Source organism: Pontibacter sp. HSC-36F09 (genome assembly GCF_024171605.1).
Classification (GTDB): Bacteria; Bacteroidota; Bacteroidia; order Cytophagales; family Hymenobacteraceae; genus Pontibacter.
On sequence record NZ_JALKAA010000005.1, the window covers coordinates 1 to 26,387 of the forward strand.

Consider the following 26,387-nt stretch of genomic DNA (forward strand, 5'->3'; position numbering starts at 1 on the left):
AACGGCAACTACTACTACGGCAACTGGAACCCGCCGGCCACCGGCACCTACACCCTCCGGGCCACCCCCTACTCGGGCGCCAACGGCACCGGCACACCGGGCGCCCCGAGGACCATCTCCTTTACTTTCACTTCTACAGGTATTGCTGCAAACTTAGTAAATACACTGCAAGCGATAGAGGGAGTAGAGAGTGAAGGATTGCTCGTTTACCCTAACCCGTTCTCGGACAAGGCTAACATAAACTTCACGCTTCTTCAAAATGGGGAGTATACACTAAATCTATATGATTCAAAAGGAGCCTTGGTAAAGGTTCTGAAGCAGGGACGAGCCGAAGCCGGAGTGCGCAACGCAGTAGAGATTAATGGCTCCAGATTAGCGAAAGGTCTCTACCTGATTAGGCTTCAGACAGATAGCGGTGCTATTACTACCAGACTCATAGTTGAAAGGTAATTCTTCCTACTGGGACTGGAATAACACTATACCGGTCCCAGTACTCTTTCTTTAGATTTTAAATCAGACGCATATACTAAACAAGCACTATCATGAAACTACTCTTTATAACTCTATTCATCGCTCTTCCATACATCTCTTTTTCACAGGAATTCACTGTAAAGGTGCAGAAGGGCAATGTTCCTGAGTCTGTTAACCTGAAGATTGGAGCCGCCAGATCTCCAACAGATAAAGTTCCTGAACACGTTACGTTGCCTGATAAAGTAAGGAAGTTCTCTATCAAGAAGGACAAGGCAGATGCGGCACCTACTACTTACACAGTGCAGGTAGGGGAAGCGGAGCGGAGCTTTTCAGGAGATGGTAAAGAACATGAAATAGAGTTCCCAAATGATATACGGGGCTTGGTGGTCACTATTCTAGATGAAAAACGGATGCCCCAATGGAAGCCCTTTATTTTACAGAAAGCTAAATAAGACTTATTGTAAACCCATATATGTCTATCGCGCTGTTGTATGGTTTATCTGAAACAGTGGCCAGATGATTCAATTTCCAGGAAAGTGAGGCGGTCGGTTCTGACTGTAGAATTCGATGTTTAATGCAAAACTTATGCTTATGCTCCAAAATTTTTGAAATAGAGACAAATGAAATGCAACGCTAATCTCGTAAGCCAAAAGCTGGCTGGAAAATCTTATCACAGACAAGGTTTATCCAAAAGTGTTGATGGGAGTTTCTTCAAAGGTAGCTTTTGGTCAGTCACACTGAAATGTCTCTTTTTGTCTCTAATCTGCAGCATAAACATATTAGAAGTCTCAGCACAAAACTCCATTGTGGTTGAAAATGCGAAGGCTGGAAATCCGTCTTCTGAATGGCAAATCAGTGGGGCTGGCGATTTATCTATCCAAGGGTATGCAACAGACATCAGTTATAATATAGGGGAAACAGCCCGGTTCAAAATAAAGACCAACGCAAGAGCTTATACCATTCGTGTATACCGATTGGGTTACTACCAAGGCAACGGAGCCAGGTTCCAGGGAAATGCTACAGTTACGGCTGCTTTACCACAAAGCCAGCCAAATTGTCTCACTAATTCATCTACTGGTTTAGTAGACTGTGGCAATTGGGCGGAGTCTGCAAGCTGGGCTATACCTAACACAGCGGTGTCAGGTATATACATTGCCAAACTGACCAGGACAGACACGGGCGGCTCAAGTCATATAACCTTCATTGTTAGAAAGGACGACAGCAGTTCTGATTTGTTTTTCCAAACCGCTGATGCTACCTGGCAGGCCTATAACATATATGGAGATAACAACAATGGAAAAAGCCTTTATACTGGTTCAGGAGGCAAGGCCGTTAAAGTGAGCTATAACAGGCCATTTATCACACGGAATGGCGGCGGCGGTGGCGGTCCTCAGGAAGACTGGCTTTTCAATGCAGAGTACCCAATGATAAGATGGTTGGAAGCCAATGGGTATGACGTGACGTACACAACGAATGTTGACAGTGATCGCCGAGGTAATCTCATCAAAAATCATAAAGTATTCTTATCAGTAGGGCACGACGAATATTGGTCAGGCGTACAACGGGCTCATGTAACAGCAGCCCGCAACGCAGGTACACACCTCGCATTTTTCAGTGGGAATGAAGTGTACTGGAAGACGCGTTGGGAAAATAGCATTGACGGAAGCGGGAAATCTCACCGTACGCTGGTATGCTATAAAGAAGGTGGAGCTGGTGAAAATACCTGTACCGGCAAATGTGACCCTAGCCCGGAATGGACTGGGCTATGGCGCAGTGGATGTGAGTATAGAACAGGGGACCAATTAGTAGACGGTTGCAACCCTGAAAATGAGCTGACAGGTCAAATCAGTTGGGAAGAAAACACTGCAGCACTCCAAGTGCCCAGCACCTACAGCAACCTGCGTTTTTGGCGAAACACGAGTATAGCATCACTTGGTAGCAGTCAAACAGCAACCTTAACCAACGGAATCATAGGTTACGAGTGGAACTCTGAACAAGAACAATACAGGTCAACGTACCCAAGCGGTAGAATCATACTTTCAAGGACCATAATAAACGGCAAAACGCATCACTTGTCACTCTACAAGCATAGTAGCGGGGCACTTGTGTTTGGTGCTGGTACCGTACAATACTCATGGGGGCTGGACAGCAACCATGACAGGGGAAGTGCAGCCCCAAGTGTGGCGCTGCAACAAGCTACCATAAATTTGTTTGCAGACATGAGTGTGCAGCCTGGTACCCCTAGGCCCGGCATGGTGGCTGCTACTGCTTCAACTGATACCCAAGCTCCTACCACCGTTATAACATCACCCGCTGAGGGGACAAACTTAGCAAATGGAGTCGCCATAACGATACGTGGTACTGCTGCAGATGCCAATACTGTAGCTGGTGTGGAGGTATCAACAGACGGTGGCGCCACATGGCGCTTGGCGACTGGCACTACAAGTTGGTCACTCAACTGGACCCTTAGTGGCTCGGGCCCTGCTTCGATTAGGAGCAGAGCGTTTGATGACTCTGGAAATTTGAGCTCACCTGCTGTTGTCAATGTATCGATTGGAGGAACAACTACACCTGTGGCTTGCCCATGTTCTGTATTTCCAACTGCGAGTGCTCCAACAGGAGCGCTTCAGAATGACGGACAAGCGCTGCAGCTTGGGATGAAATTCCGCGCCTCGACCAATGGATTTGTTACAGGTGTGCGCTTCTATAAGCAGATCAGTAACACGGGTACCCACACGGGCCAGCTTTACAGTAGCACTGGCTCTTTGCTCGCCACAGTAACCTTCAGCAACGAAACATCCACTGGTTGGCAGCAAGCAAATTTTGCTTCACCTGTGGCAGTTACGGCAGGCACTACGTATATTATCTCCTACCACAGCAGCGCAGGTAACTATTCCGCTGACGATAATGGTTTCAATCAGGCAATTATCAATGGTCCTCTGACCGGCCTACAGAGCGGCACGGATGGAGCAAACGGCGTATACAGTTACACAGCAGCACCAGCCTTCCCGACAAGTAGCTTCTCGGCGAGCAACTATTGGGTGGACGTGGTATTCAACACGGCGTCCTCACCGGGTAACCAGCCACCTGTAGTCTCGATTACCTCACCGGCTAACAATGCCTCCTTTACAGCTCCCGCTTCCGTCGCCATAGCAGCCTCTGCCTCTGATTCTGATGGAAGTATAGCAAGAGTGGAGTTTTTCAATAGCCCGACTAAGTTGGGGGAGGATGCTGATGGCAGCAATGGCTGGAGCTTTGCTTGGAATAATGTTCCTGCGGGAACTTACCAGCTCACTGCCAGAGCCACTGATAATGCAGGCGCTACAACCACTTCGGGCACTGTGGCAATTGTCATGAACGCAGCCACAAACCAAGCACCCACTGTTTCTCTGACATCACCTGCTAACAATGCCTCCTTTACAGCTCCCGCTACTATCAGTATGGCTTCTTCGGCCTCTGACGCAGATGGAACAGTGAGTAAGGTGGAGTTTTACCAAGGTACGACCAAGCTGGGAGAAGACCTTACCAGTCCTTATACCTATACCTGGAATAGTGTAGCACCGGGTACTTACCAACTTACTGCGAGGGTGACTGACAGTGGTGGAGCTACTGCTACTTCTACTGTAATCAATATTACCGTTACTTCAAACAATCAAGCACCAGTGGTGAGCCTTAACTCGCCGGCCAACAGTGCCACGTTCAAAGCACCTGCTACCATCACCATAGCTGCCACCGCGTCTGACACCGACGGCTCTGTGACCCGGGTGGAGTTCTTCAGAGGGGAAACAAAACTAGGCGAGGATTTGTCGAGTCCATACTCCTATACCTGGGGCAATGTAGCGGCTGGAAGTTACCAAATTACGGCCAGAGCAACTGATAATACCGATGCAGTTACCACCTCGGCAGCTGTAAACGTCACAGTAAGTCCGGCTCCGTCAGGTTGTCCTTGTACCGTGTTCCAACCTACTGCTATACCTGTAAGCAATCTAAAGAACGACGGGCGGGCAATACAGGTAGGTATGAAATTCCGAAGTACTGTGAATGGACTTGTGACAGGAGTGCGCTTCTACAAATATACAGGCAACACGGGCACCCATACAGGGCAGCTCCACACCAGCAACGGAACCTTACTGGCTTCCATCACCTTTAGAAATGAGACCACTTCAGGGTGGCAACAGGCTACCTTTGCCTCACCTGTAGCTGTTACCGCTGGTACCACTTATGTTGTTTCCTACCACAGTAGTGCAGGAAACTACACTTCAGACTATAATTATTTCAGTCAGGCAGTTGTAAATGGGCCACTTCGGGCGTTGGTTAACGGAGAAAGCGGCGTAAATGGTGTATACAGGTATACTAACTCACCTGCTTTTCCATCGGTTGGTTTCCAATCCAGCAATTATTGGGTAGACGTAGTCTTCAACACAGATTCACCGCCCGCCAACCAGTTGCCAACCGTTTCAATCACTTCTCCGGCTAACAACGCCACCTTCACGGCGCCTGCCTCTGTTACTATTGCTGCAGCGGCATCTGATTCCGATGGCACAATTACGAAGGTAGAGTTCTTTTACGGGGTAACGAAGCTGGGAGAGGATGTTGATGGAGGAAATGGCTGGAGCTATTCATGGCAGAATGTGGCAGCGGGTACGCATCAGTTGTCGGCGAAGGCAACGGATAACTCAGGGGGTGTCACTACATCAAGCCCAGTAAGCATAGCTGTCAATGCTGCGAATCAAGCACCGACAGTGGCTATAACCTCACCAGCCAACAACGCTACCTTCACAGTTCCTGCCACTATCGCCCTTGCAGCCAGTGCCTCTGATACAGACGGCAGTATAGAAAAGGTAGAGTTTTATAGCGGAAGTACAAAGTTAGGGGAGGATTTCACGAGCCCCTATACCTATACCTGGACAGGAGTGACGGCAGGAAGCTATGAAATCACAGCGAGGGCAACTGACAATGGTGGAGCTTTTACAACCTCAGCCGCAATAACGATTAATGTAAATTCCCCTGCCAATGTACCACCTACAATTACTATCACTTCACCAGCCAATAATGCCACCTTCACAGCACCTGGATCTATCGCCATTGCAGCCACTGCTTCAGACCAGGATGGCACCGTTACCAAAGTAGAGTTCTATAATGGGGTAACAAAACTCGGTGAAGATTTAGCTAGTCCCTATAGTTTTGCATGGAGAAACGTAGTTGCTGGGAATTATACTTTGTCGGCAAGGGCGACTGACAACTCAGGAGCAGTAACAACCTCTGCAATAGTGAGTGTAACGGTCAATGCCGCCACCTCAGATTGTCCCTGCACAGTGTTTCAACCTAATTCAGCACCAAATGGTAGCCTGCAGAACGATGGGAATGCTCTACAGTTAGGGATGAAATTCCAATCAAGCGCTGAAGGTTTCGTCACAGGTATACGGTTCTATAAACAGAGCGGTAATAGTGGCACCCATACAGGGCAACTTTATAGCATTACCGGCACTCTCATGGCCTCAGTTACCTTCGCCAATGAGACGGCTTCTGGTTGGCAGGAGGCTTCCTTTGCGTCTCCAGTGGCCATCACAGCAGGTACAACTTACGTAATTTCCTATCATAGCAGTGCCGGATATTATTCTGTAGATGACTTCGGCTTTAGTCAGGCCGTAGTAAATGGATCCCTCACCGGACTTCGAAATGATGCGAATGAGGCCAATGGTATCTATCGCTACACCAATAGCCCTGCTTTCCCCAACAGCAATTACGCATCCAGCAACTATTGGGTGGATGTTGTTTTCAATACTTCAAATGCTTTTACCAATCAAACACAGTCTTCTACCAGCGCTAGTGCCTTGAGTACAAATTCTCGTCCTGCCGGTAATCTCTCAGAAGATAAGAACCAGCCTGCAATGCATGTGTTTCCTAACCCATCATTAGGAGAGGGGGTGCAGGTAGAGGTGACTGGGTTGGGTAACTCAGAGGATTTTACATTAACATTATTTAGTAGCGTAGGCAGTAAGGTGGCTAGCTTCAACATGAAAACCGATGTAGACGGAGGTTTCACGGAAGATTTAAAGTTTTCACCAAGTCTTCCATACGGTGTCTATACCTTCCGGCTTCAAAGCAAAAGCCATACCTTGACTCAGACAATTGTAATTAATAGATAAGAGCGATTTGTTAGGAATGCCAGAGTAGAGTGTCGTGACTTTGCGGATACAATAGAGTTACAACTATAACTCTAGATTCTCTGTGATGACAGTTATATAGAGCTGCTCTATTTTATCAGCTTCTTATCTTGATACATTATTCCGCCCGGACAGCAGTGGCATTCTCGTCGCTTACGAGGATCTTTAGGAATCAGGCATCTCGAAATTGCCAAGAGAACTTCCATTCATAACCACAGGGGCTGTGGTGTCTCCTGCAAAGTACCTTCACCAAGCAGGGGCATTAGTCATTCGTGCTAGGTATGGAGGGAGAACACTTTTTGTTAAAGATTACTTTTACTGTTTAGATTCCAAAGGCAACGTATATTTCCATTTCGCAACCATCTGGAAATACTCTGCTTCTTCGACCTGAAGTGTCGTTCATGGACGCTTTTTCCGATCAGGCTGCATGGAGGCAAATGGGAGCAGCAATAATGCAATAAAAATCGCTGCCAGGTAGATTGCTAAAGGATGGTTTATTTTAAAACTGAAAACTCAAAGTAACATAAATAGCACAAAGCTCTTGCACATTAAATAATTATAAGTGAGTCAGAATAACGTATTACTTCACCTATTTATAAAAGCTCAGCAATAATAATTATGCGATAAAGCTAGATAAGCAAATTTCTTAGCATCAGTTGTGTACTAGCTCAGAAGCACAGAAGAATTTAAAAGTTCTGTGCTCCTGAGCTATTTATTTTTTGAGTTGTTCAAAATATTGAATCTTCTTTAAGGAACAGTTTACAGCTTGCTAAACATTTTGCTCTTCTCGAAAGAAATTAAAAAAGAACTAATTTCAGTTTCTCAAGAATAATTCTGAATTAAGGCTATTGGGACCTGTTTAAAATAGAATGGCTTATATTTGTATAAATGAAACTCGTGGCCATCTTATTTTCCCTATTCCTGTTATGGACGGCCTGCCTGCCGTGCACAGATAAGATCATGGACAGCCACGAGCATCATCCCAACCTGATCGACGTTGCCGACACCACCGGCGAATCACCCTTTCACGAAGACACGTGCCCGCTTTTTTGTAGCTGTGGCTGTTGTGCTACTTTTACGGTTGCAGTAGAACCGGAACATATTCTTTTCCGTGTAGCTGTCATTCCTCAGACCAAACCACTCATCTACCCGGAGTTAGGCGAAATCAAGATCGCCTCTGCCTGGTGGCATCCGCCGCGGCTGGTAGACTGATCATAAACTCAATTTAAATGCAGTGAAAGTATTTCCACAGGCCCGAAACAGCGCCTGCGGTTTTGCTGCATATCTATTCCATTGATTTAAAATCAAGCTTACCATGTTTAATAAGATCATCGATTTTTCGATACACAACAAACTGGTGATCGGGCTGATGGTGCTGGCATTGATCGTCTGGGGAACCTATTCCCTGACACAGTTGCCTGTAGACGCCGTTCCCGACATCACCAACAACCAGGTGCAGGTGGTCACCTCTTCACCCACACTAGCCGCCCAGGAAGTGGAGCGCTTCATTACTACCCCCATTGAAATGGCGCTCGCCAACGTGCCGGATGTAGTTGAAATGCGCTCTGTATCGCGTTTCGGGCTTTCAGTGATCACGGTCGTGTTTAAGGACGAGGTCGACCAGTACCTGGCCAGGCAAATGATAACGGAGCGCCTGGGCGACGCTGCACGGCAGATCCCACAGGACATGGGCACGCCTGAACTGGCCCCCGTTACAACCGGCCTGGGCGAGATCTACCAGTATGTGCTGGTGACCGATCCTGAAAGTGGGAAAAAGTACAGTCCGACAGAGCTTCGCACCATCCAGGACTGGATCGTGCGGCGGCAACTGCTTGGGACGCCAGGCGTGGCGGATGTAAGTAGCTTCGGCGGCTTTCTGAAGGAGTATGAAGTGGCCGTAAACCCGGCAAGCCTCCGTAGCATGAACCTGACTGTGACCGACGTGATCGGGGCACTGGAGCAGAATAACGAAAACACCGGCGCAGCTTACATCGAGAAAAACCAGAACGCTTTCTTCATCCGTGGTCTAGGGCTGGTTAGTACGCTGGAGGATATTGAGCAGATCGTCGTATCCAACCGAAACGGCCTGCCCGTACTAGTGCGCGACGTGGCCAAGGTCCAGTATGGCCATCCAGTGCGCTACGGTGCCCTGACCCGAAATACCGAAGGAGAAGTAGTGGGCGGTATTGTGTTGATGCTAAAAGGCGCCAGTTCTTCTGAGGTGATCAAAAACGTGCAGGACAAAGTAGCCAGCATCCAGTCCTCGTTGCCGGAAGGCATCATAATAGAAGCATACCTGGATCGAAGCGATCTGGTGAGTAAGGCAATAAATACGGTGGCCACCAACCTGATCGAAGGCGGCCTGATCGTGATTTTCGTGCTGGTGCTTTTGCTGGGCAACCTGCGGGCAGGACTCGTGGTAGCCTCTGTTATACCTTTATCAATGCTTTTCGCGTTGGGTATGATGAATGTGTTCGGCGTGTCAGGTAACCTGATGAGTTTGGGAGCCATTGACTTTGGTTTGATCGTGGACGGAGCTGTGATCATAGTGGAGGGCGTGCTGCACTTCATTGTCGTTAAGAACAAGGACCTGCCACTCCGCCGTCTGACGCAGCGCGAAATGGACCTGGAGGTAAAGGATGCAGCTTCCAACATCATGAACTCCGCTGCCTTCGGGATGCTCATCATCTTGATCGTATACCTGCCGATCATGGCACTGGTAGGCATAGAAGGGAAAATGTTTAAGCCGATGGCACAGACCGTAAGCTTTGCCATTCTGGGGGCTTTTATCCTGTCATTGACTTATGTGCCGATGGTTTCGACGCTGGTGTTAAGCAAGACCACCAAGCACAAACCAAACATTTCTGACAGGCTAATGGGTTTTCTGGAGCGAGTATACCGTCCCGTGATCACGTTCGCCCTGCGTAGCAAGGCAATCGTCATCGGAGCAGCCCTGATTCTTTTTGCATTCAGCCTATTTGTGTTCAGCCGCATGGGTGGCGAATTTCTTCCTGATCTGGAGGAAGGTGACTTTGCCATGGACCTGCGACTGGTACCCGGTGCCTCACTCAGCCAGACAATCGAGACAACCACTAAAGCCAGCGAAATTCTGTTGACCCAATTCCCGGAGGTAACGGAAGTGATCGGCAAAATAGGAACTGCTGAGATTCCTACCGACCCGATGCCCATTGAGGCAGCTGACGTGATGATCCTGCTCAAAGATAAAGACGAATGGACCAGCGCGAGCACGCGTCAGGAACTTGCCGCCAAAATGGACGAGGCCCTGAAAGTGCTACCGGGCGTAAACTACGGCTTCCAGCAACCGATCCAGTTACGTTTTAATGAGTTGATGACCGGAGCCCGACAGGATGTGGCCATCAAGATTTTTGGGGAGGACCTGGACCAGCTTTCTGATCTGGCTGGACAAGTTGACAAACTGATTGCCCCCGTAGAAGGTGTGCAAGACATTTACGTGGAGGAAGTAACCGGTCTGCCACAGATTGTTGTAAGCTACAACCGCGCCCGCATGTCGCAGTACGGTCTGCAGGTGGCGGACGTGAACGCGGTGCTTCGCACAGCCTTTGCCGGACAGACAGCCGGGGCCATTTACGAAGGTGACCGCCGCTTCGACCTGGTTGTGCGCATGGAAGGCGGTTCCCGCAACGACCTGAATGATATCGAAGACCTGTTTGTGTCACTGCCACAGGGCGGACAAATACCGCTTCAGCAAGTAGCCGACATTAAGTTTGAAGAAGGTCCGATGCAGATTTCCCGTGAGGATGGCCGTCGCCGCATTGTGGTGGGCTTCAATGTGCGCGAGCGCGATGTGGAGTCGATTGTGTCGGAAATACAGGAAAAATTGGACCGCGAACTGCCGCTTCCGGCGGGCTATTTCATTACATACGGCGGTCAGTTTGAGAACCTGGTGCATGCCAAGCAACGATTGTCTGTTGCGGTTCCTGCCGCCCTGCTGCTGATCCTATTGCTCTTATACTTTGCCTTTAAGTCCGTGAAGCAAAGTCTACTCATTTTCACTGCTATACCTTTATCAGCCATCGGCGGAATTTTTGCGCTCTGGTTGCGCGACATGCCTTTCAGTATCTCGGCTGGCGTAGGTTTTATCGCGCTGTTTGGGGTGGCGGTGCTAAACGGCATCGTACTGATCGGTTACTTCAACCAACTCAAGCGGGAAGGGATGACCGATGCATACGAACGAGTGCTGCTAGGCACCAGCGTACGCCTTCGACCCGTGCTGATGACGGCCTCCGTAGCGGCGTTGGGCTTCCTGCCAATGGCGCTATCCGGTTCTGCCGGAGCAGAGGTGCAGCGCCCGCTGGCAACGGTAGTGATCGGAGGTTTGTTTACCTCCACTTTGCTGACGCTTGTGGTGCTGCCGGTGCTTTACTATGTTTTCTCTTCCAATGAAAAACCCGCTGAAGAAGAGGTTCACCGCAAAACTGTACGAGCACACTTCATCACATTGTTGCTGCTTGCAAGCGGTGTGTTGTTCGCCGGCCAGGGTATGGCGCAATCTGCACAGGCTCCTTTGAATCTGGAGCAAAGTATCAATTATGCCCGTGAGCATAACCTGGGCCTGAAGAGCGCTGCTTATAGCGTGGAGCGTGAACAAGCTTTGCGCGGGGCGGCCACCGACCTCCCGAAGACTAACCTTTCCTATAGTCGCGGGCAAATCAACACCACCAACCAGGACGAGTACATTTCCGCATCCCAGCATTTCGCATTCCCGACGGTTTACCGCGACCAGGCCAAACTGGCAGACGCCACCATCCAACAGGCCGAGGCGCAAAAGCAGATAGTGGAGCGGGAGCTGATCCGGGATGTTAAGCTTGCCTGGTACCTACTGCAATACCAGAACGAACGCCTTCGCCTGCTCCAGCAGCAGGATAGCCTGTACGGTCGTTTCACCAGGGCCGCAACCATTCGTTTCCAGACAGGGGAGACAGGTTACCTGGAACAGGCAACCGCCGAAACCCGCAGCCTGGGTATAAAAACAGAGCTGCAGCAGGCACAGGCAGATCAGCAAATTGCGGAGCGTCGTCTTCAACAACTCCTGCAGGCACAGGAGCCGCTTCAGTTTGCTGAAGAACGATTAAGCAAGCGGGAACTGCTCCTGCAAGCCGATAGCACAGCCCTGGCGGCTAATCCATACCTGGCCTTTTTGCAAAGCGCCACGCAGGTAGCCGAAAGGCAGAAACAACTGGAGCAATCGCGTATCCTACCAGACTTTACGTTAGGCTACTTCAATCAGACCTTTAGAGGAGAGGCTCCGCGTGACAATCCCAACAGAGTGTATGGCGCTGGCGACCGCTTCACGGGTTATGAAGTAGGTATAGCCGTTCCGCTTTGGTTTGGTGCGCAACGATCGCGCATTAAGGCGGCTAAAATGAACGAGGAGGCCGTGAAGAGCCAGGTACGCTACCAGCAGCAACTGCTCTTGACGGAACTGCAAAATCTGGCGCAGGAACTTCAGAAGCATAGCAATACCCTGGCTTTCTTTGAGCAGGGCGCCTTGCGCCAGGCCAATCAGATGAACAAGGCGGCTGAGCTCAGCTTCCAGACTGGCGACATCGACTACGTGGAGTATGTACAGGCGCTGGACCAGGCTTACCAATTGCGCAGTAATTACCTCAACGCGCTACGCGACTACAATCAAACCATTATCAGTTTAGAATTCACAGCAGGAATCGAATAACATGACAGCATATAAAATCAGAATCATCACCCTTTGCGGACTTATCAGTCTGGCGGCATGCTCTAAGCAGGCACCTGCCGAAGAAACGGAGACCGCCACAACGGAAGTGACCGCAAGCTCATCACCCTTTGTTGTTACCTTTTCGGAAGAGCAGCAAAAAGTAGGCAACATTGAATTGGGATCAATTGAGAACAAGCCGCTATCGGCCCGTATCACAGCTAACGGTCAACTTCAACTGCCACCGCAAAACATAGCCAGTATCAACCCTTTAATGGGTGGCGTGGTGCGCAGTATACCTGTCAAAGAAGGAGCGTACATTCAGAAAGGGAAAGTGCTGGCTACCATCCAGAACCCGGAGCTGATCAAGCTGCAGGAAGAGTACCTGACTACCCGCAACCAGCTGCGCTTTGCCGAACAGGACTACGAACGACAGCGCACGCTGAGCGAAGAGCAAGTGGGTTCCCGCAAGCGTTTCGAACAGGCTGAGTCGGATGTGCAGGTACAGCGGGCTCGCCTCAAGGCACTTGCTACCCATCTCACTGCCATGGGCGTTTCCCCGAAGAACGTGGAAGCGGGACAGATCACCTCGTCCTTCGCCATTACTTCGCCTATCAGCGGTTATGTGCGGGTCATCAACGTGAACATGGGCTCCTATGCGCAGCCAGGTCAGCAAATGTTTGAGATCGTGGACAACCGTCACTTGCACCTGGAACTCAGCGTGTTTGAGCGTGACTTCAATAAGATGAAAGAAGGGCAAAAGGTGCTGTTTACCTTACCAAACGTGGCAGGAGAGCCGCTGGAAGCAGAGATATTTGCTTTGGGAAGGGCATTTGAGGGCGATTCCCGCATGGTAACGGTACATGCCGATCTGGAGAATAACCAAAATGTCAACCTGCTGCCAGGCATGTATGTCAATGCACAGATTTTGGCTGGAAAGCAGGAGCTGCCTGCATTACCCGAAGAGTCAGTAGTGCGCTACAAAGGCAAGCACTACGTGTTTGTAAAAGAGGGGCCTACCACATTCCGGATGCAGGAAGTGGAGACAGGTATAGCCGAGAGTGGTTTTATGGAAGTGAAACCTTTGAAAGCGCTTCCTGAAACAGCACAGATTATCACGAAAGGTGCCTATTATGTCCTGGCCGAGAAGATGAAATCGGAAGTAGCAGAAGAATAACAGGTATAGCATTGATCTAAAAAAATACAGCGCTGGCTCCAATAAAGGGACCAGCGCTGTTATTTTTTGAAAGGATTAATTATTAATTAAACTTTCAACTTTTAGCCATGCTTTTATACGTGGCAGAGGTTGTATTTGGTTACAAATATTTGAAAATAAATTAATTATTTTTTAAAAAGTGCCTTAGGACGCTCTATTGGCCACTAATATTGGCTCCAGCACCGTCCATACATTGTCCGCCAGAATGCGTTGTCCCTCTATAGTCGGGTGAATGCCATCACCCTGATTCAATGCCCGGTCACCGGCCACGCCTTCCAGCAGGAAAGGTATAAGCACCACATCTTTATCTTCCGCCAGTCGGGTGTATACCTGCTCGAACTCTTTCGTAAAGCGCTGCCCCATGCTTGGCGGCATCTGCATACCTGCCAGGATGATTTCCGCATCCGGATTCTGTTCACGCACCTTGTCGATGATCGTACCGAGGTTATCATAGGTCGAAGCCGGATCTATACCTCTCAAGCCGTCGTTAGCGCCCAGTTCCAGCACAAACACATCGATCGGTTGTTTCAATAACCAGTCAATACGGCTTTTGCCACCGGCGGAGGTTTCGCCGCTCAGTCCGGCATTTACGGCCTTATAAGGCAGACCCAGCGAATCGATGCGCTCCTGAAGAAGGGCAGGGAAGGCCTGGTCGGGCTCCAATCCATAGCCGGCGGTGAGGCTGTTACCGAAAAACACGATGGTCTTGATGCGCTCATTTTTCGGGGCTTCGGCTGTCGTGATTGAGTCATTCTGTACCTGTTGTTCCGTTGCTACCTGCTCTGTGGTGGTTGCCTGTTCGCAGCCTGGCAGGGTAAGGTAGAAAGCTAGAAAAAGGGGGATATACTTACTCTTATTATTCATGTACCTGATTTTTTTCCTAAATTTAGTTTTATCAATCTTAAAACCTATAACGACCTCTATAAGTTATTAGGTTCGGGAATAGCACAGCGTACTTCTATACCTGTAGTGCTATACCTGTCGTTTAATTTCAAAAAACACAAGCTACGTGTCTACTATACTAGAAATCAATAACCTGAAGAAAACCTACGACAGCGGCGACCGTCACCTGACCGTGCTCGAGGGCATCAACTTTAAACTGCAAGCTGGTGACACCTGCGCTATTGTAGGACCATCCGGAAGCGGCAAAACGACCTTGCTGGGTCTGTGCGCCGGACTCGACCGGGCTAGTAGCGGCTCCGTCATCCTCAACGGCGTGCAGCTCGACAACCTGAGCGAAGATGCACGGGCACAGGTTCGCAACCAATACGTGGGCTTTATTTTTCAGAATTTTCAGCTCATACCTACGCTCACAGCGCTCGAAAACGTGATGGTACCGCTGGAACTGCGCGGAGAGCGAAACGTGCAACGCGAAGCCATGGACTTGCTGGCTCGTGTAGGCCTAGCCGAACGCCACGACCACTATCCGACTCAATTATCAGGGGGAGAACAACAGCGCGTGTCGCTGGCAAGGGCTTTTTCGAACCGACCTACCATTCTTTTTGCCGATGAGCCAACGGGTAACCTGGATGAGGAAACCGGTGATAAAGTGGAGAAACTCCTGTTTGAGTTGAACCGCGAAGCCGGTACCACGCTGGTGCTCGTGACCCACGACCTGGAACTGGCCGAAAAGACGCAGCGCATCATCCGCATCAAAGGCGGACATGTGGTGTCCGACACGAGGACTGCTGAAACAGTGCATCAGCCGGAAGACTCCAGCCTCTGAGTAGACTCCTGACACAAGAATTCTTTGACAAAAGATGATAGAGGCCGAAGTTTACAGAAAATGCAACAACAGGTTTTATACTCTTCACGCCTTTGCCTTTGTCTAAGTACTCTTTTGCCTAATTAATCATAAGCAACAGGTTCATAAATACTTATCTCACTAAACATCAAGTATACCTTGTCTGACAATAAGCCTAATCCGGATAGACCAAAACTGAATATACCCTGGCTCCTGAAAATGGCCTGGCGCGATACCCGTCGCAGCCGGGGCAGGCTGTTGCTGTTCCTTTCATCGATTGTGCTAGGTATAGCCGCCTTGGTCGCCATCAACTCATTCCGGGACAGTCTGCAGTTAGCCATCGACGAGAAAGCCAAGACCCTGATCGGGGCTGATCTGGTGATGGGCATGAACAAAGAGCCCGACTCCCTTTCCCTGGCTATCATTGACTCCGTGAGCACACTGGGTAAACGCTCTGACGAGAACCGCATGATGTCGATGGTCTATTTTGTGAAAAGCAATGATACCCGTCTGGTGCAGGTGCGGGCACTGGAGGGTGAGTTTCCTTACTTCGGAGCCATCGAGACCAACCCGGTAGAGGCCAGCCGCAGTTTTCGGGAAGACAAACGCGCACTCGTAGACTATAACCTGATGTTGCAGTACGAAGCCCAGATCGGAGACTCGATTAGGGTTGGCGCTGTGACATTTGCTATAGAAGGGGCGCTTCACCGCATACCTGGTCAAACAGCCATGACCGCTGCCGTAGCGCCCGTGGTGTACATTCCCAGACAATACCTGCCGGAAACCGGCCTTATTCAGCGCGGCAGCCGGGTTTCGTATTACTATTACTACGATCTAAACGAAGCCGTGCAGCCGGATACACTGGGCAATAAGTTGGACCCACGTTTTGAGGAACTTGGCATGTTCTACGACACCGTGGAAACACGGAAAGCGAGCATGGGGCGCTCTTATGATGAACTAGCCCGTTTTCTGGCACTTGTCGGGTTTGTGGCGTTGCTATTGGGCTGCGTGGGCGTGGCCAGCGCCGTGCACGTGTACATGCGCGACAAACTGGCAACCATCGGCATTCTGCGCTGTCTGGGTATGAGCGGCAAACAGGCTTTCCTGGTATACCTTTTCCAGGTAATTGGTATGGGCTTGATAGGAGGTATAGCCGGCGCGGCTCTGGGCAGTGTCGTGCAACTGATTCTGCCGGAGCTGTTCAAAACCTTCCTACCTGTCAGTGTGGACGCTTACTTCTCACCGGCCGCCGCTACACAAGGCGTGCTAATGGGAGTAGTGGTATCAGTGCTCTTTGCACTGTTGCCATTACTAAGCATCCGACAGGTATCGCCACTGATTACGCTGCGGGCCACCGTAGAACATTTGACCAACCAGAAAGACGCACTTCGCTGGGCAGTTTATGGTTTGCTGCTTGGCTTTATTGTAGTCTTCTCGCGTTGGCAATTAGGCACCTGGTGGCAGGCGCTCTATTTTACAGGAGGTGTCATTGCGGCCTTCCTGGTGCTGGCATTGCTCGCCAAAGGCCTGTCCTGGACCGTTAAACGCTTTTTCCCGACCCACTGGGGCTACGTGTGGCGCCAGGGCCTGGCAAACCTATACCGCCCAAACAACCAAACTTTGTTGCTGATGGTATCGATTGGTCTGGGCACGGCACTGATCGGTACGCTCTTCATGGTGCAACGCACTTTGCTGAGCGAGGTGTCGCTCTCCGGCACTGAGAACCAGCCCAACCTGGTACTCTTTGATATCCAAAACAGTCAGCGGGACCAGGTAGCCAACTTAACCAAAGAAGAAGGGCTACCGATACTGTACTTCGACCCGATTGTGACGGTAAGGCTGGAACAAATCAATAACCTGACCCTGGCGGATGTGCGCAAAGACACAACTTTGGAAATCAGGCCGAGGAACTTCACACGAGAATACCGGGTAACCTACCGCGACCATTTAAGTGATTCTGAGAAGACGGAAGCCGGTGAGTGGAGCGAAGGACAGTATAAAGCTGGCGACAAAGTGCCTGTCTCGCTGGAAGAAGGGTACGCAGAACGCATCAAGGTGAAAGTAGGAGACTCTCTGGTTTACAATGTACAGGGAGCGACTATACCTGCACGTGTAGCCCACATACGCCGCGTGGACTGGAACCGGGTGCAGACCAACTTCCAGATGCTTTTCCCGAAGGGCGTGCTGGAGGAGGCGCCGCAATTCCATGTGCTGATGACCCGCAGTGACAATGAGCAACAGGCCGCGCAGTTCCAACGCCGTGTCGTAGAGGCTTTTCCGAACGTATCCGCCATCGGCCTCGACCTGATCCTGCGTACGTTGGAAGAAGTCGTTAGCCAGATCTCTTTTGTGATTCAATTCATGGCGCTTTTTAGCATTTTCACCGGATTGCTGGTACTGGTGGGCTCTGTCAATGTCAGCAAATTCCAGCGGGTGCAGGAGAGCGTGCTTTTGCGCACACTGGGCGCTAACAAAAAACAGATTCTGGGTATAACACTGATGGAATACGCCATGCTAGGTATACTGGCCGCCGCTGTAGGCTGTGTCATTGCCTTCGGAGCTGCGTGGGCCTTGGCAGTATTCAGCTTTGAAATGGAGTTTGTGCCAGTGCTCTGGCCGCTACTGATTATTTTCGTGGTAGTTACTTTGTTGACTGTAGCGGTGGGCTTGCTCAATAGCCGCGGCGTGCTTAACAGGCCGCCTTTGGAAGTACTGCGGCGTGAGGCGTAAAAACAAAAAAGGGATCTCTTGAAAGATCCCTTTTTCTAAAATTCGCATAGACAACAAATGCCATCTGCAAACTTTGATTATATTGGTTTATACGCCCGGCTTTTTGGGAGGTTGCAGCTCCCAAGTAAAAATTCCGGAAAAATTTAATAGGTGCTGGAAGCCAGCATCACCAGCGTGCAGTGGTGCATGGTTTCTATACCTGCATCCTCCGCCATTTGCTCCAATTCACGGTTTTCCGTACCCGGGTTGAAGATGATGCGTTTCGGCTGAAGCGAAATAATGTAATCGTACCAGGTCGGCTGGTTTTGCGGTCCTACATAAAGTGTCACCGTGTCAACCCCTTCAATTTTCTGTTCTTTATCCGTGATAATGGGCTGCCCGCCAACTTCTCCTTTGCGGATGCCCACTGGCACCACCTCATGTCCGTGTTGTTGCAATCGGTGAATGGCCTTGTAGGCAAAGCGGGAAGAGTTATCGGTAGCACCCAGTACAAGTGTCTTTTTCATGGTTCAGATATGTTGATCTAACTATTTAACCCTGATCAGCACAGAAACGTTACAGCGCAAGCAGGTATAAACCGAATACAATATCATCGGCTATACCTGTCGCAGCACTTTGGCCGCAATCTTCTCGGCGCAGCGCTCCCCATCCATGGCAGCCGACGCAATTCCACCTGCATATCCCGCGCCTTCTGCGCAAGGGTATAGGTTTTTGATCTGCACGTGTTCCATTGTCTCACGGTCACGCGGTATACGAACCGGGGAAGAGGTGCGGCTTTCTACTCCTATGATCTGCGCGTCGTTCGAAAGGTAGCCGCGCATTTTATTGCCAAAGGCCTTGAATCCTTCCCGCAGGCGATAGGCCATGGCTGGTGAGAACAGTTCGTTCATATCTACAGGCGTGAGACCAGGCTGATAAGATGTTTCCAATAAAGCGCCGCCGGTTTTCTGACGGGTGAAGTCGAGAAGGAGCTGGGCGGGGGCTTTTTGGGTGCCACCGGCCATTTCGCAGGCTTTGCGCTCCAGCGCTTCCTGCATCCGCAGTCCGGCAAGCGGACCGTACTTGTCCAACTCCATGTCTTCCAACTCAATCGCCACGACTATACCTGAGTTGGCAAACTTAGAGTCGCGGCGGCTCGGCGACATGCCATTCACCACCACCTCGCCGGGAGCCGTAGCCGAGGGCACGATAAAGCCGCCCGGACACATGCAGAACGAAAAAATGCCACGCTGTTTGTTGTCGTATACCGTTTGGTGCACCAGCGCGTACGAAGAGGCCGGAAGCCAGCAACCACGGTCCTCGCACTTGTACTGGATGCTGTCGATCAGTTTCTGCTGGTGCTCCACACGCACGCCCATGGCAAAAGGCTTAGCTTCGATGGTGATGCCTTTGTGGTGCAACAACTCAAAAATATCACGGGCACTGTGGCCAGTTGCCAGAATCACGGCTTCACCGGTATATTCCTGACCATCCTGGGTTACAACGCCTTTCATCTCATTATGCTCCAGTATAAAATCAGTCAAGCGCGTGTCAAACAGTACTTCACCGCCGGCAGCTACTATGCTTTCGCGGATAGCGGAGATAATGCGGGGCAGTTTGTTAGTACCGATATGCGGGTGCGCATCGAACAGGATGTCGCGGGTAGCGCCGTGCTGCACAAAAATCTCAAGGATACGCTGCAGATCGCCGCGTTTTTTGGAGCGGGTATATAGCTTGCCATCGGAGTATGTACCGGCACCGCCTTCGCCAAAACAGTAGTTCGAATCAGGATTTACTATGTGGTCTTTGTTGATGGCGGCCAGGTCACGACGGCGGGAACGGACATCTTTGCCGCGCTCCAACACGATAGGCTTTAATCCCAGTTCAATGCAGCGCAGAGCTGCAAACAAACCCGCAGGACCCGCGCCCACAATGATGACCTTTTTGGCTGAGCTGACATCCGGATAAGTATACCTGGCCGAAAGGATATCGGCAGGAGGGGTATCCAGGTATAGATCGGCCCGTACACGGAGCAAAACCTGGCGACCGCGCGCATCTATAGAGCGCTTGATACGGTGGATGTGTTTGACATCATCCGGCTTGAGACCGGCACTTACAATAAGCTCACGCTCCAACAGTTCGTCGTTGTAAGCCACTTCCGGCGATAACACGACTTCAACTTCTTTCTTATTCATTTACAATTAGTAAGGTAGTTATCCTTAAAGTTTTAATTGAGTGGTAGAGTGAGTTAGTGAATGAGTGATTTTTATTATTTTTGATTGAGTAGTATATAAAGAGAAAGCTGACACTTTACATTGACAGGTAAAAAGTAAATGCAAACTGACCAGCAATCAACCCATTAAACAATTCAACCATTTTTAAATCACTCATTCACTCAATCAATCATTCAAAAATCCTAAACATCCCCATTCAGCACTTTCTCTACCCAGCCTTTGCCCCAGCTTTCGAGTTCTTCTTCGTTCCATACCTCAGGGTAGAAGATGCGCTTCTGGAATTTTGGAGGCAGATACTTCTGCCAGTTCGTGCCCCCGGTAGCGGCGATCACTTCCGGATCGCGCTGCAGGTAGCGAACGGCCGATTTGTAGTGCATCAGCGGCCAGTTCACGTTCACGTTGCTGTCCAGTTCACGCAACTGACGAATGAGTCGTGGGTTTTGCTGTTCCTCTTCAGACAAACGCTTGTAGGCAGACCAAACGTTCATGTCCTGATACTGCCTTGCAAACTGAATCAGCTGTTGGGTGTACTTTTCCTCAAAACGGATCAGGGTGAGGGTCTTGGTACCGGATGAAACTTCTGTAGCGCCTTCTTTCCAATAAATGCAGCCCATCATTTCTTCATGAGTACTCTGCAATCCCAGCGCTTTGCGTTTCTCTTTATCAGTCAGGTTGCGTAATTCCGTAGAGGCGATCTCGATCATCCGGTACTGTACCGACTGGAAACCGCTGGCCGGCATTAGTGCCATTCTAAACTGCAGGAATTGTTTCGGATCCATGCCGTCCACCATCACATCAAATGAGTCGATCAGGTTTTCGAAATAGCGGTTGATGCGCTTCAAGCGTTTCAGGAGCACATCACCTATAAGCTCCTTATCTTCACCTATTTGTCTGTATTCTTCCAGACAGAGCTTAAAGTACAGCTCCGTGATCTGGTGATACATGATGAATATCTTTTCATCAGGTATAGACGTGCGCGGATTCTGCAGACTCAACAAAGTATCCAGGTGAATGTAGTCCCAGTAGTTGAGGTAGTCTGTGTAGTAAAGCCCTTCCAGATAGGCAGCCAGGTCCTGCCCGAGCGGCACGTACTTGGCTTCCAGTCTTCTGAGCTGCTCCAGCACTTCCGGCTTAAAAGGTTGTTGCTCCATGGTATACAGATGGGGGTTGATGAGTCGCCATTAGCTTACAAATAAAGTAAAACAATCGCATAGATTCCGGCATCAAGCAAATTTTTATCGCGCTCTATCTTCAAAACATAAATCAAGGGAAATAAATCCACGACTCGCAGGCAACCTTCTGTGTGTTACGAACATCCTGTGTACAGGAATCCTGTGGATTAAACTAATACAATCGAAAGTTAATGGTCTTAATGACTCTTTTAATAGAGTAAATCTGACTGTTGGTAGAAATCCAGAGAATATAACGGCGAAAAAATGTTATCATTAGCCTTATTTGTTAAATTTGGGTTTTACGATATTTACCCGCTCTATCTCCATGGCAGAAAAAAGCAGTGTCTTTGATATGATAGGTCCCATCATGATTGGTCCTTCAAGCTCCCATACCGCTGGTGTCGTGCGCATTGCGCGCGCGGCGATACGGGTATTAGGGGTTGCTCCCGAAGAGGCCATCATTACTTTCTATAATTCCTTTGCTCAAACTTACGAGGGCCACGGTTCTGACCGCGCCATCGTGGCCGGCCTGCTGGACTTCAAAACGGATGACAAGCGCATCAAGGAGGCTTTTGACCATGCTAAAGAGCGCGGCCTGAAATATACCTTCCGTTCTGTTGGCAATGCCTCTACCATGCACCCTAACACCATCAAGCTGAATCTGAAGGCAGGAGACCGCCAGGTAGAAGTGATCGGGCAGAGCCGGGGAGGTGGCGTGATCAATATTGTGGAGGTAGACGGGTTTACTGCCAGCTTTTCGGCCAACTTGCATACCCTCATCATCGACGCGGATGACGTGAAGGGCAGCATTGCCTTTATCGCTACTGTAATCGCGCACGATGACTGCAACATTGCCACAATGAACGTGTCCCGCAAGGGCAGAAACGAGATGGCCCGCCAGTTCATTGAGATGGACTCGGGCATTAAGCCCATCACATTGGAGTACCTGAAGCAGTTGAGCTGGGTGAAGCATGTGATCTACATACCGAATATCGATCTCTAAGAAGAAATCATACTATGAAAAAAATGTCAAACAAAGTGCTGTTACTGGCTCTTGGCTTAACTGTAGGCGGTTTTGGTTCTGCCATGGCACAGCAGCAAGGAGCAGGGGGCGATGGCATCTGGTCGCTGCAGGAAGCAGTTGAATATGCCAAAGCAAACAACCTGAATGTGCGCCAAAGCAGCCTTAATCGTGATCTTGACAGAGCCGATCTGAATCAGTCGCGGGCTGCCCGACTGCCGAGCATCAACGCAAGTGGCAACTATAGCTTCAACACGGGTTCCTTCCAGGATCCGGTGTCATTTAACCTGCAAACACAGAACGCACGCACATCCAACGTCTCGATCAATGCATCGCTGCCGCTGTTCTCAGGTTTTCAGCAGGTGAATCAGATCAAGCAGAATAGTCTGAATCTGGAGGCAAGTGAGCAGGAGTATCTGTCTGCTCAAAACGACATTACGATCCAGATCGTGACCGCTTACCTGAACATTCTGTTTGCCAACGAGCAAATGCGTGTGTCTGATTTGCAACGCAACCTGACTAACCAGCAACTGAGCCGCACGCGTGTCCTTTTCAAAGCAGGCAGCCTAGCAGAAAACTCTGTACTAGACCTTGAATCGCAACTGGCAACAGACGAACTGAATCATATCACAGCACAGAATCAGCGCGATATTTCCAGACTGACTCTAATGCAATTGCTAAATATACCTACCAATCAGGAGTTTCAGGTAGAGATACCCAACATTCCGGAGCCTGATGAGAATCCGGTGATCGTGGATGGAAGCCAGGTATACGATGTAGCCTTGCAGACGCTTCCCGCCATTCGTGCAACAGAGCTGCGGTTGCGCAGCGCCGAAACTGGTCTTAGTGTAGCACGGGGCGCTTACTACCCACGTCTAAGCCTTTTTGCAGGTGCAGGAAGCCGATATGCCAGTACCAGTCGCAGATTGGTAGATATTGAGCGGGTAGTAAATGGCCGTGTGCCCCAAACCGTATACTTAAACGAAACAGGCAACGCCTCTCAGACGCTGTGGTTTGAAAACGTGGAAACACGCCGTATTGATGAGCACTATGGCATGTTCCGCCAGTGGGATGATAACCTGAACACGCAGGCAGGTGTGTCGCTTCAAATCCCAATCCTGAACAGCCTGCAGGTACGCACCAATGTGCAGCGCGCCAAGCTACAGCAGCAGAATGCCCAGCTCAATGCCGATATTGCTAAAAACAACCTGCGCCAGACGATTGAGCAGGCGTATGTGGATGCCCTTGCGGCGCAGCGTCGTTATGCAGCGGCCCGTCAGCAGGTAACCGCCTCTGAAAAGAACTTCCGCAATGCTGAATTAAGGCTCCAGGGTGGTGTGATCAATACCGTAGATTTCAACGTGATAGCGAACACTTATCGCTCTGCCCAGTCCAGCTTGATACAAGCTAAATATGAATATACCTTTAAACTAAAAGTTCTGGATTTCTACCAGGGCAAAGACCTCTCTTTCTAATATAAAATTATGGCTGCAAAAAAATCTAATAAGCTTATCTACACCCTGATAGGCGGACTGATTCTGATTCTTGTACTGGCTCTTGTAGCTAAAAAGGCAGGCTGGATCGGCAAAGAAGAAGGAACGGAGGTCGTGCTGGCGGATGTCAAGCGCACCGAGATCGTTGAAAAAGTAAGCGCCTCAGGCAAAGTGCAACCTGAAACGGAAGTAAAGATCAGCCCGGACGTATCGGGTGAGATCATTGAGCTGACCGTACAGGAAGGCGACTCTGTTGTAAAGGGCCAGTTGCTGGTGCGCATACGTCCCGATAACTACAAATCATTGGTAGACATGCAGACGGCTGGCGTAAACCAAGCCCGTGCTAACCTGTCACAGTCAAAGGCGCGTCTTGCACAATCGCGTGCTAATTTTACTCAGGTAGAGCAAAACTACAAGCGTAACAAGAGCCTGTTTGACCAGAAAGTAATCTCTGAAGCCGAGTACCAGCAGATCAAAGCGCAGTACGAAGCCGGTAAGCAGGAGATAGAGTCACTGGCGCAGAGTGTTCGCGCCGCCGAATTTGGTATTCAGAATGCGCAGGCCTCTTTGAACGATGCCCGCGAAAACCTGAACAAAACGACCATCTACGCACCTGTAAGTGGAACCGTGTCAAAACTTAATGTGGAGAGAGGAGAGCGCGTGGTGGGTACTTCCCAAATGGCTGGTACGGAGATCATGCGCATTGCCAACCTCAACAACATGGAAGTGCGTGTGAACGTGAACGAGAACGATATCATCCGGGTAGGTATGGGCGACTCCGTAATTGTGGAAGTGGACTCGTACACAAGCCGCGACGAGAAGTTCAAAGGCATTGTGACCTCGATTGCGAACACAGCGAAAGACGCAGCATCATTAGAGGCAGTAACCGAATTTGAGGTGCGTATCCGCTTGCTGAACGAGTCTTACAGCCACCTGGCAGATAAGAACGCGCGTCCATTCCGCCCGGGAATGACCGCCTCAGTTGATATCATCACAGAGCGCAAAAGCAATGTTTTATCTGTACCTTTGTCGGCAGTGACAACTCGTTCTAACAAGCCAGCCAAGGCAGAAGGCGAAAATGGTGAAGAAAAAGACGCAGACAAAAATGCGGAAGAGGCCCCTGTAGCACCTGCCGGCCCGATCGAAGAGGTAGTATTTGTGCATGATGCCAACAACACGGTTAAATCTGTGAAGGTGAAAACGGGCATCAGCGACTTCGATAACATCGAAATCCTAAGCGGCCTGAAAGAAGGACAGAAGGTAGTTTCAGGTCCTTTCAGAGCTGTTTCGAAAACCCTGAAAGACGGTGCCAAAGTGGCCGTGAAAGACGAGAAGTCACTGAACAAATCAGCTTTGGCTGATGCGAATGGTGAAGAAAAATAAACATCCGATTTGGAAAAAATTGCAGTAATAGGAGGGGGTAGCTGGGCCTCGGCGCTGGTGAAGATCCTGTCAGAGAATAAATCGCAGGTACACTGGTGGATGCGCAACGAGAACGATGTGCAGCACCTGATCAATTACCGCCATAACCCGCGCTACCTGAGCGGCGTGACTTACGACCTGAACTACGTAAAGCCCTCAACGGACCTGCGTAGCGTCGTAGCCGGGGCGGACTGGGTTATACTGGCAGTACCGGCGGCTTTTATACAAGAGGCTTTGAGCGGTCTGGAGCAAAATGCCTTGGAAGGTAAAGTGCTGATTTCTGCTATCAAGGGAATGATCCCGAAGCAGAACATCCTGATCACCGATTATCTGGGTCAACAGTACAACGTACCGAACAGCCACCAATTGGTCATTGCCGGTCCGTGCCATGCCGAGGAAGTGGCGATGGAGAAGCAGTCATACCTGACCATCGGCTCGTATGATCTGCCTACGGCGGAGCGCTTCTGTGAATTGCTGCGTAACCGCTACACGAAAGCCAACCCACTCGAAGATCTGGACGGGGTCGAGTACTGCGCCGTGATCAAGAACATCATCGCGCTGGCCTGCGGTATAGCCCGCGGTCTGAACTATGGTGACAACTTTCAGGCAGTACTCGTCTCGAATGCGATGCAGGAAATCGAGCGTTTTCTGCATGCCGTCATGCCAATCCACCGTGACCTGAACGGTTCGGCCTACCTGGGCGACTTGCTGGTAACAGCTTACTCGCAGTTCAGCCGCAACCGTACTTTTGGCAACATGATCGGCCACGGCTATACCGTGAAATCAGCTCAGATCGAGATGAATATGGTAGCGGAGGGATATTATGCCGTGCAGAGCATTTACGAGCTTAACAAAAAGCTGAAAGTAAATATGCCAATCACAAAAGCGGTATACCTGATTCTGTATGAGCGCATCGCGCCGGCAGTGGAGTTTGAGATTTTGAAAGAAAAGCTCACCTAAGTTGAGCTGCCAAATAGCGCGAAAGGCATACCCGGTGGTGTGCCTTTCGCGTTTAAAGCCCATGCCAA

The 26,387-nt window shown here is 50.0% G+C and carries 16 protein-coding genes; 12 read left to right on the top strand and 4 right to left on the bottom strand.

Annotation, left to right across the window (positions count from 1 at the left end):
• The 6 genes from L1278_RS14505 to L1278_RS14530 form a co-directional block, all read left to right on the top strand.
• Positions 1-450, top strand: a 450-nt coding sequence (locus L1278_RS14505) for a T9SS type A sorting domain-containing protein (RefSeq protein WP_253405660.1), incomplete at its 5' end; no start/stop codon positions are given.
• Between the two features lie 92 nt (positions 451-542).
• The gene (locus L1278_RS14510; RefSeq protein ID WP_253405662.1) at positions 543-923 is read left to right on the top strand and encodes a hypothetical protein; all 381 of its coding nucleotides are present in this window, start codon (positions 543-545) and stop codon (positions 921-923) included.
• 354 nt (positions 924-1,277) lie between these two features.
• Complete coding sequence (locus tag L1278_RS14515) at positions 1,278-6,620, top strand: DUF4082 domain-containing protein (protein WP_371927363.1); 5,343 nt, start codon at positions 1,278-1,280, stop codon at positions 6,618-6,620.
• A 906-nt stretch (positions 6,621-7,526) separates the two neighbouring features.
• Positions 7,527-7,850, top strand: a complete 324-nt coding sequence (locus L1278_RS14520) for a DUF6660 family protein (RefSeq protein WP_371927364.1) — start codon at positions 7,527-7,529, stop codon at positions 7,848-7,850.
• A 103-nt stretch (positions 7,851-7,953) separates the two neighbouring features.
• A complete protein-coding gene (locus L1278_RS14525) occupies positions 7,954-12,351 on the top strand; it encodes a CusA/CzcA family heavy metal efflux RND transporter (protein ID WP_253405668.1) in 4,398 nt (1,465 codons plus the stop codon).
• 1 nt (position 12,352) lies between these two features.
• Entirely contained in the window at positions 12,353-13,525 is a 1,173-nt protein-coding gene (locus L1278_RS14530; protein WP_253405670.1) for an efflux RND transporter periplasmic adaptor subunit, read from the top strand.
• Positions 13,526-13,708: 183 nt separating this feature from the next.
• Here the strand turns inward: L1278_RS14530 and L1278_RS14535 are convergent, their stop codons facing one another.
• A complete protein-coding gene (locus tag L1278_RS14535) occupies positions 13,709-14,428 on the bottom strand; it encodes an arylesterase (protein ID WP_253405672.1) in 720 nt (239 codons plus the stop codon).
• 145 nt (positions 14,429-14,573) lie between these two features.
• Here L1278_RS14535 and L1278_RS14540 point away from each other — a divergent pair, with 145 nt between their 5' ends.
• Together L1278_RS14540 and L1278_RS14545 are read left to right on the top strand one after the other, a co-directional pair.
• Positions 14,574-15,290 (top strand): ATP-binding cassette domain-containing protein, encoded by a 717-nt coding sequence (locus tag L1278_RS14540; protein WP_253405673.1) that lies wholly within the window; start codon positions 14,574-14,576, stop codon positions 15,288-15,290.
• A gap of 237 nt (positions 15,291-15,527) precedes the next feature.
• Entirely contained in the window at positions 15,528-18,038 is a 2,511-nt protein-coding gene (locus tag L1278_RS14545) for an ABC transporter permease (protein WP_253406011.1), read from the top strand.
• A gap of 143 nt (positions 18,039-18,181) precedes the next feature.
• On the opposite strand, the gene L1278_RS14550 is transcribed toward L1278_RS14545, so the two are convergent.
• The 3 genes from L1278_RS14550 to L1278_RS14560 form a co-directional block, all read right to left on the bottom strand.
• Positions 18,182-18,544, bottom strand: a complete 363-nt coding sequence (locus tag L1278_RS14550) for a CoA-binding protein (RefSeq protein ID WP_253405675.1) — start codon at positions 18,542-18,544, stop codon at positions 18,182-18,184.
• A 90-nt stretch (positions 18,545-18,634) separates the two neighbouring features.
• Positions 18,635-20,212, bottom strand: a complete 1,578-nt coding sequence (locus tag L1278_RS14555; protein WP_253405677.1) for an NAD(P)/FAD-dependent oxidoreductase — start codon at positions 20,210-20,212, stop codon at positions 18,635-18,637.
• Positions 20,213-20,433: 221 nt separating this feature from the next.
• On the bottom strand, positions 20,434-21,402 hold the full coding sequence (locus L1278_RS14560; RefSeq protein ID WP_253405678.1) for a tryptophan 2,3-dioxygenase family protein: 969 nt from the start codon (positions 21,400-21,402) through the stop codon (positions 20,434-20,436).
• 346 nt (positions 21,403-21,748) lie between these two features.
• Between L1278_RS14560 and sdaAB the strand changes: the two genes are divergently transcribed.
• The 4 genes from sdaAB to L1278_RS14580 are packed head-to-tail and all read left to right on the top strand — an operon-like array spanning position 21,749 to position 26,319.
• Positions 21,749-22,426 (top strand): L-serine ammonia-lyase, iron-sulfur-dependent subunit beta, encoded by a 678-nt coding sequence (sdaAB, locus tag L1278_RS14565; RefSeq protein WP_253405679.1) that lies wholly within the window; start codon positions 21,749-21,751, stop codon positions 22,424-22,426.
• 14 nt (positions 22,427-22,440) lie between these two features.
• Positions 22,441-23,919, top strand: coding sequence for a TolC family protein (locus L1278_RS14570; RefSeq protein WP_253405680.1), 1,479 nt, complete (start codon positions 22,441-22,443; stop codon positions 23,917-23,919).
• 9 nt (positions 23,920-23,928) lie between these two features.
• Positions 23,929-25,320: an efflux RND transporter periplasmic adaptor subunit gene (locus L1278_RS14575; RefSeq protein WP_253405681.1), complete on the top strand. Its 1,392-nt coding sequence runs from the start codon at positions 23,929-23,931 to the stop codon at positions 25,318-25,320.
• 9 nt (positions 25,321-25,329) lie between these two features.
• The gene (locus L1278_RS14580; protein ID WP_253405682.1) at positions 25,330-26,319 is read left to right on the top strand and encodes an NAD(P)H-dependent glycerol-3-phosphate dehydrogenase; all 990 of its coding nucleotides are present in this window, start codon (positions 25,330-25,332) and stop codon (positions 26,317-26,319) included.
• The last annotated feature ends 68 nt before the right edge of the window (positions 26,320-26,387 follow it).